General features: G+C 68.3%; 7 protein-coding genes and 1 pseudogene. 6 read left to right on the top strand and 2 right to left on the bottom strand.

What is annotated here, in order from left to right:
• The first annotated feature begins 105 nt into the window (after window positions 1-105).
• From AB0G13_RS16020 to AB0G13_RS16035, 4 genes are all read left to right on the top strand, one after another.
• Window positions 106-2,571: a nitrate- and nitrite sensing domain-containing protein gene (locus AB0G13_RS16020; RefSeq protein ID WP_357874576.1), complete on the top strand. Its 2,466-nt coding sequence runs from the start codon at window positions 106-108 to the stop codon at window positions 2,569-2,571.
• A complete protein-coding gene (locus AB0G13_RS16025) occupies window positions 2,564-2,986 on the top strand; it encodes a roadblock/LC7 domain-containing protein (protein WP_357874578.1) in 423 nt (140 codons plus the stop codon). Before AB0G13_RS16020 ends, AB0G13_RS16025 begins: the two co-directional genes overlap by 8 nt.
• A 69-nt stretch (window positions 2,987-3,055) precedes the next feature.
• Window positions 3,056-3,382, top strand: coding sequence for a DUF742 domain-containing protein (locus tag AB0G13_RS16030; RefSeq protein WP_357874594.1), 327 nt, complete (start codon window positions 3,056-3,058; stop codon window positions 3,380-3,382).
• A complete protein-coding gene (locus AB0G13_RS16035) occupies window positions 3,363-3,953 on the top strand; it encodes an ATP/GTP-binding protein (RefSeq protein WP_357874581.1) in 591 nt (196 codons plus the stop codon). Before AB0G13_RS16030 ends, AB0G13_RS16035 begins: the two co-directional genes overlap by 20 nt.
• A 335-nt stretch (window positions 3,954-4,288) precedes the next feature.
• Here the strand turns inward: AB0G13_RS16035 and AB0G13_RS16040 are convergent, their stop codons facing one another.
• The gene (locus AB0G13_RS16040) at window positions 4,289-5,524 is read right to left on the bottom strand and encodes a LuxR C-terminal-related transcriptional regulator (protein ID WP_357874585.1); all 1,236 of its coding nucleotides are present in this window, start codon (window positions 5,522-5,524) and stop codon (window positions 4,289-4,291) included.
• A gap of 117 nt (window positions 5,525-5,641) precedes the next feature.
• On the opposite strand from AB0G13_RS16040, the gene AB0G13_RS16045 reads away from it, so the two are divergent.
• The gene (locus AB0G13_RS16045) at window positions 5,642-6,727 is read left to right on the top strand and encodes an S-(hydroxymethyl)mycothiol dehydrogenase (RefSeq protein WP_357874587.1); all 1,086 of its coding nucleotides are present in this window, start codon (window positions 5,642-5,644) and stop codon (window positions 6,725-6,727) included.
• The gene (locus AB0G13_RS16050; RefSeq protein ID WP_357874590.1) at window positions 6,724-7,356 is read left to right on the top strand and encodes an MBL fold metallo-hydrolase; all 633 of its coding nucleotides are present in this window, start codon (window positions 6,724-6,726) and stop codon (window positions 7,354-7,356) included. Before AB0G13_RS16045 ends, AB0G13_RS16050 begins: the two co-directional genes overlap by 4 nt.
• 33 nt (window positions 7,357-7,389) lie before the next feature.
• Here the strand turns inward: AB0G13_RS16050 and AB0G13_RS16055 are convergent.
• Window positions 7,390-7,629 (bottom strand): annotated as a pseudogene (locus tag AB0G13_RS16055) (2-isopropylmalate synthase); the annotation flags it as partial.

The raw sequence follows: 7,629 nt of genomic DNA on the forward strand, positions 1-7,629 counted from the left end.
TTTGCGAGGCGTTGGCGGGCCCTTATGATCTAGCCGTGTTGATCTATCATCTCCGGCCCGGGAGACGGCTGCCGACCGGGTTGCAGAGCACGGGAGCCTGGACCGTTGCCTGACGAATCTGCGCACCCCCGAACATCGACGGATGCCAATAGGTCGGATATGTCTCGGCTCGGCGGTGACAGGCGACGTCTCCATCGTCGGTCGGTACGTTTTCAGATCTGGTCGCTGCTGGTGGTGGCGTTCGCGACGCTCCTTCCGCTGTGGGCCTTCGGCATGTATCTCACGGTCCCGAGTGCCGTGTCGACCAGCCAGAGTCAGCAGCGGAATCTGGAAATCGGCGTGCCCACCGACGCACTGGACGCTGCGCTGAGTGCGGAACGCAAGGCGTCGGTGGTGTATCTGGCAAACCGTGAGTCGGGCCGGCCCGCGCTCGACGCAGCGCGCGCCGTCACGGACCAGGCGGCCGAGAAGTATCGCAACGGTGCGATGGATATGATTGGCAGGATCGGCGAGGGATCCACTCCTCGGTTGGCGCGGGAAATGGATGACCGCCTCGGGCAGTTGTCCCGTCAGCGATCTGCGATCGACAGTGGCAGTGCAGAACCGGAGCAGGTATTCGCCTACTACAACGCCGCCATCGACAACGGCATTCGTGTTCTGAACTCTCTCACGAGTGTCGACGACGCGACGGTGCACAGTTTTGGTGAGGCGCTGTCCCGCCTCGCCCGCTCCCGAGCGCTGTTGCAGGAAGTGGACGCCCGGGTGTCCGCCGCGATCGCCGCCGGAACCCTCACCCGCGACGACTGGTACGCCCTGGTCACCAACATCGGCGCCGTCAACGGTTCGTACGCGACCGCGCTGCCCAACCTGCCTGCCCAGGTTGCAGCGGAGTACAACGAGATCGCCAGCAGCGAGGCATCGCTTCGGCTGCGCGCGTTGGAAGAGACCATTGCGCAGACGCGGCCCGGCACCCGCATCAGGGTGACCGCGGCGGAGTGGGACGACGCGACGAAGGCCGTGCTCGACCAGGTGCACGCCTTCGAGTTGCGGACCGCCACGGTGTGGGGCACCAGTGCCGAGCCGGTCGCGCGCTGGACCCTGATCCGGGCCGCCATCGCCACAGGGTTCGGTCTGCTCGGCGTCATCGCGCTGGTGAGCGTCTCGATCCGCATCGGCCGGACCCTGATCCGGGAGAGCAGCCTGCTTCGCAACCGGATGGATGACGTGGCGACCGTGCGGCTGCCGGAGTTGGTGCAGCGCCTTCGGGCCGGCACCGGCGTCGACCCTGACGACATCACTCAAGGCCGAGCCCCCGAACGGCCACGTACCAGGGAACTCGACGACCTCGGCGGCTCGTTCAACCGGGTGTACCGGGTCGCCATCGAGGCGGCCAGCGGCGAGGCGAAGCTCCGCCAGGGCGTGTCCCGGGTGTTCGTCAATCTTGCGCGACGTAACCAGACGCTTCTCCACCGCCAGCTCAAGCTGCTGGACGAGATCGAGCGGCAGAGCAGCGACCCTGATCAGCTCGCACAGTTGTTCTCCCTGGACCATCTGGCCACCAGGATGCGACGCCACGCCGAAAGCCTGATCATCCTGTCCGGTGAAGCGCCGGGCCGGGGCTGGAGCAACCCGGTGCCGCTACAGGACCTCGTGCGCGCGGCAGTAACCGAGGTGGAGGACTACCGCCGGATCACCGTCCACGTGCCGCCGTCGGTGGGCATTGTCGGCTCGGTGGTTGCCGACCTCATCCACCTGCTCGCCGAGCTCATCGAGAACGCGACGCTGTACTCGCCCGCCGACACGCAGGTGCAGGTGCGGGGCATGAGGGCAGCCAACGGCTTCGTGGTCGAGGTCGAGGACGCCGGTGTGAGCATGAGCGAAGCGGCGATGGCGAAGATCAATTCGCAGCTCGTGAATCCGCCGGAGTTCGATCTGACGGACGGGAGCCAGCTCGGGCTGTTCGTGGTCGGTCAGCTCGCCGCTCGGCAAGGCATCCGCGTCTCACTGCGCGGCTCGCCCTACGGCGGTACCACCGCGATCGTGCTGCTGCCTCCGGCCCTGCTCGCCGATGTCAACGCCGACCCCCCTCTCGAGCGTGTGCCGGTCGGGCGCCTCGCTGCGGTCGACTCGTATCCCCAGCGACGTGCGGCCGCCAGCGACCGTGCTTCTTTCGAGGCGGCGCGCCGTCGCGGCTCGCCGCTGACGGTTCCAGCGGAGCTGGGCGCGCCACCGAGACCGGTGCCGGACCTTCCCTCGCTGATCCTGCCGCCGGCCCCGCGCAATCCGGTAGAGGTCGTACCCGACATCGGCCGGCCGGCGCTGCCCCGACGGTCCCGCCAGGCAGCATCCGCTCCGCAGCCTCGGGCCGGCTCCAGCGGTGCGGAGAGCGCCCCCGCGCGGCTCGGACCGGCGCACGACCGGAACCCCGACGAGGTCCGGTCGCTGATGTCCGCCATCCAGCTGGGATGGGACGGGATGCGTCCCCCGAAGTCCAGGACCGATAATGACGCCGGCGCGAGTTCCGGTGCGCCGTCATCGCACCCGCTACAGGAGAGTGATCAGAATGACTGAGACGGTTGCGGACGCCGGCGGCCTTGCCTGGCTGCTGGACAGCTTCGCGGACCGCGCTCCCGCCGTCCGGCACGCAGTCATCCTGTCCGGTGACGGTCTCCTCGTGGCGCGCACGAGGAATCTGGATCGCAACGACGCCGACCACCTCAGTGCCGTCGCGGCCGGCTTCCACAGCCTCGCCAACGGCGCCGGCGACCATTTCGGCTGCGGTGAGGTTCGCCGGACGGTGGTGGATCTGACCGGTGGTTTCCTGTTCGTGACGGCCGCCGGCGACGGCGCCCGGTTGGCCGTACTGGCGGAACCGGACGCGGATGCGGGCCTGGTCGCGTATGAGATGTCGATGCTGGTACGTCGGATGGGGGAGCACATGGCGATTCTTCCGAGGTATGAGAACGCCCCACACGAGAATCGGTGACCTCTGATGGCGGTATGGCGGAGGCCGTCTGAGGGTAACGAGTGGCTCGACGACGAGGCGGGGCCCTTGGTGCGACTCTACGGTGTGACCTCTGGCAGGACCCACGCTGCGAAGATCACTCTTGATCTGCTCAGTGTGGTCGCCGCCGTGCAGGGCCATCCCGCCAGCGCCCAGTATCTCGGCCCGGAGCATCTCGCGATCCTACGGTTGTGCATGCGCCCGACCGCCGTGGTCGAGATCGGCGCCGACCTCGATCTGCCTCTGGGCGTGCTCCGCGTACTGCTCGCCGATCTGCACGAGTTGGAACTGATCACCATTCGCCCGCCGAACCACGGCGCACTGCAGGCCAGTGTGCATCTTCTGGAGGAACTGCTCGATGGTCTTCAGAGACTCTGAAACCCAGGCATCGTCGCAGCAACCAGCCTCGCTGAAGATTCTCATCGCTGGCGGGTTCGGCAGTGGTAAGACGACGCTCGTCGGCTCGGTCAGCGAAGTCCGCCCCTTCCGTACGGAGGAGACTCTCAGCGACCGGTCGGTCGGGGTCGATTCGACCGCCGGCGTCGAAGCCAAGCGCACCACCACGGTGGCGATGGACTTCGGACGGATCACGCTCAGTCCGCGACTCGTCCTGTACCTGTTCGGCACGCCGGGGCAGGACCGGTTCTGGTTCATGTGGGATGAGCTGACGCGCGGCGCGCTCGGTGCGATCGTACTGGCGGACACCCGCCGGCTACCCGACTCGTTTCCCGTCGTCGACTACTTCGAACGGCGCGGCACGCCCTTCGTGGTCGCCGTGAACTGTTTCGAAGGCGCACCCAGGTATCTGCCGGAAGAGGTCTCCGACGCGCTGGAGCTGCCGCCCTCGGTCCCGGTCGTCCTGTGTGACGCCCGGGACCGGGAGTCGACCAAGTACGTTCTCACCACACTGGTCACCCACGTGCTCACGGCCAGGGCCCACGCTTACTGACCCTCCCGTCTGCGACGACACGCCACCCGCTGTCGTGGCAGCGGGTGGGTGATGCGGCCGAGTCCGCCCGGACGGCGCCGGTGATCGTCCACGACGCCGAGCAGGCCCCCCGGGCCACGACCCGCGTCGCCACCAGTCGACGGCGACCGCCGCCTCGCCTCGTCTCCACCTCGTTCAGACGGTCGACAGTCGTCGACGCGGTGCGGCACCACCGTGGATCAAGCCACGGTGGTGCCGCACGGGTGTGTCCACAGCAGACAGACGATCACGCGGTGGCCGCACCTCGTCTACCCGGCCCACCAGCAACATCTCAAACGGCGGCTGGAGTACTACAACTAGATGCCCGCCTCGAGCGCCAGTGCCGTTGCCTCGCCGCGGGAGCTGACTTCCAACTTCTTCAGCAGACCGGCGACGTGGAACTTCACGGTGCTTTCGGTGATGCCGAGCTCGATGCCGATGGCCTTGTTGCGCTTTCCTTGGGTGACAAGGCGAAGTACCTCGAGTTCCCGCCGGTTCAGGCTGCTCAGCTTGCTTCCGTCGGAACGATCGGGAGCTGGAGCGAGTGGAAGGCTGATGGTGGCGCGGCTGCCCCAGTCGGGCACGGCGTCGAGCTCGACGGTGGCGCCTAGCGTACGGGCACGGCCGTCGAGCTCGCGGCGTAAGGCGTGGGTGTCAAGGCGGCCGGCGCCCTGGTCGCGTACATCGACCTGCAGCGACGTGCCGTCGCAGTCCCAGGCGATACGCAAGCGTGTGAGTCCCGGCTGGGCGGTGAAGGCCAGCACGACCGTACGGGTCATGGCGTGCGCCGCGCGGGCGATCTCGCCGGGCACTGGGCGTACGTCCTTGGGCGGTGGCACGAAATCCAGCTGCGCCTCGTGGTGGCGCAGTACCTGGCGGATCTCCTTGCGCAGCTTGGCGAACACGGCGGGTGCCGGTTCCTCGGACGAGGCCAGGTCGGACTCCTGAGCGGTGCGCAACGCCACGAGCGCGGCGGACGCCGAGTCGGTGGCGGCGAGACGGGCGCGGCGATCGTCGAGGCCGGTGGAACGCAGCGTCGTGAGAATGGTGACGAGCGCGGTCTCGTGGGCCGCGGCCATCTCCGCGATCGTGCGTGCCCGCTCGGTCGACGCCGCGCGCGACTCAGCGAGGTAGTCCGGACTGGCCTGGGCAACCTGCTGCCGGATCGACGTCGCGACGATACCGAAGAGCTCCGCCAGGACCTCAGACTGAGGAAAACGCCTGGCCGCGCTGCGAGGGACGAGGACGAGCAGCGTATCCACCGGATCCCGCACCACCCACACCGCGCGGGCCTCCCCGGCTATCGTCGCCGTGGTGCAGAGCGGACGGCCGGGTTCGGTGCGCGCCTTGAGGTCCTCCAGCTCCGCGAGAGTGACCTTGTTGATCATCTCGATTGCCCCGGCCACCTTGCGAGGGCGACCGGTGCACTCGCGGGTGAAGATGATCAGTGCGGTATGCGGCCAGCGGTTTGCCAGGAACCGGGAGAACCGCCCGGCGATCTCGTGCAGCGGCCCCTCGATCGCCTCACGCAGCCCGGCAAGTTCCGTTCCCATTCGAACACCCTAGCCGAAGGACCAGGTTTCTCTCGTCCACCGGCCAGGTCGCGTACGGGGAAAGCGCAGCTAGTGTCGCTGTAGCATCAACCGCCGATCGAAAGAGGAACCATCTCCATGCCACAGCAGGTGCGCGGTGTCATCGCCCGTTCCAAGGGCGCGCCGGTCGAGCTGACGGACATCGTCATCCCCGACCCCGGTCCCGGTGAGGTCGTGGTCGCGGTGGCCGCCTGCGGGGTATGTCACACGGATCTGACCTACCGCGATGGCGGGATCAACGACGAGTTCCCGTTCTTGCTGGGCCACGAGGCCGCGGGCACCGTCGAGAGCGTCGGCGAAGGCGTCGAGTCGGTGCGACCCGGCGACTTCGTCATCCTGAACTGGCGAGCGGTCTGCGGTCAGTGCCGGGCCTGCAAGCGGGGCCGCCCGCAGTACTGCTTCAGCACGTTCAACGCGACCCAGAAGATGACCCTGACCGACGGCACGCAGCTCACCCCGGCCTTGGGCATCGGCGCATTTGCGGACAAGACGCTCGTGCACGCCGGCCAATGCACTAAGGTTGACCCGTCCGTAGACCCGGCCGTCGCGGGCCTGCTCGGCTGCGGGGTCATGGCCGGCATCGGCGCGGCGATCAACACCGGTGGTGTGGGACGCGGGGATTCCGTGGCCGTCATCGGCTGCGGGGGAGTGGGCGACGCCGCCGTCGCCGGCGCTCGTCTGGCCGGCGCCTCGACGATCATCGCCGTGGACCGTGACGCACGCAAGCTCGAGTGGGCCCGGGACCTCGGAGCCACCCACACCGTCGACGCCTCAGCCACCGACGCCGTCGCCGCGATCGCGGAGCTGACCGGCGGGTTCGGTGCCGACGTCGTGATTGACGCGGTCGGGCGGCCGGAGACCTGGAAGCAGGCGTTCTACGCCCGCGACCTCGCGGGCACCGTCGTGCTCGTCGGCGTGCCCACCCCGGACATGCGCCTGGAGATGCCGCTGCTCGACATCTTCTCCCGCGGCGGCGCGCTGAAGTCCTCCTGGTACGGCGACTGTCTGCCTGAGCGGGACTTCCCCATGCTGATCGACCTGTACCTGCAAGGCAGGCTGCCGCTGGACAAGTTCGTCACCGAACGTATCGCGATCGACGACGTCGAGAAGGCGTTCCACACCATGCACGCCGGCGAGGTGCTGCGCTCGGTCGTGACGCTATGAGTGGCATGCTGCGGATCGACCGCGTGGTCACCTCCGGGGTGTTCCAGCTCGACGGCGGCACGTGGGAGGTGGACAACAACGTCTGGCTCGTCGGCGACGACGACGAAGTCGTCATCATCGATGCCGCTCACGACGCCGAGCCGATCACCGAGGCCGTGGGCTCCCGTGCCGTCGTCGCCGTCGTGTGCACACACGGGCACAACGACCACGTCACCGCCGCGCCGCGTCTCGCCAAGGACCGCTACGCGCCGGTCCTGCTGCACCCCGGCGACGAGAAGCTGTGGCAGCAGAGCCACCCGGACGAAAAGTTCTGGCCGGCGACCGACGAGCAGCGGATCGCCGTGGCGGGCACGGAACTGCGGGTGATCCACACCCCAGGGCACTCACCCGGGTCGATCTGCCTGCACCTGCCCGAAGCGGGGGTCCTGTTCACCGGCGACACCCTGTTCTCCGGCGGCCCCGGCGCCACCGGCCGCTCGTTCTCGGACTTCCCGACGATCATCTCCTCGATCCGGGAAAGGCTGCTCACCATGCCCGGCAACACCCGGGTCCACACCGGTCACGGTGACGGCACCACGATCGCCGCCGAAGCCCCGCACTTGGACGAGTGGATCGCCCGCGGTCATTGACTCGGGCACGTCAGCCCACCAAGACTAAGAGATCATCAGGTCGACGTTGCCGGTGCGCTCGCCGTTGCCGAACAGGCAGCCCTCGACGCGGTCCGCGCCGGCCAGCAGGCCAAGCTCGGCGGCGGCGACGCCGGTGCCCCGGTCGTTGTGCGGGTGCAGGCTCAGCACCAGGCTGTCCCGCCGGGGCAGGTGCCGGTGCATCCACTCGATCGAGTCGGCGTAGACGTTCGGCATGGCCATCTCGACGGTGGCCGGCAGGTTGACGATCAGCTT

Source organism: Micromonospora sp. NPDC023633 (genome assembly GCF_040640035.1).
In the GTDB taxonomy this organism is placed as follows: domain Bacteria; phylum Actinomycetota; class Actinomycetes; order Mycobacteriales; family Micromonosporaceae; genus Micromonospora.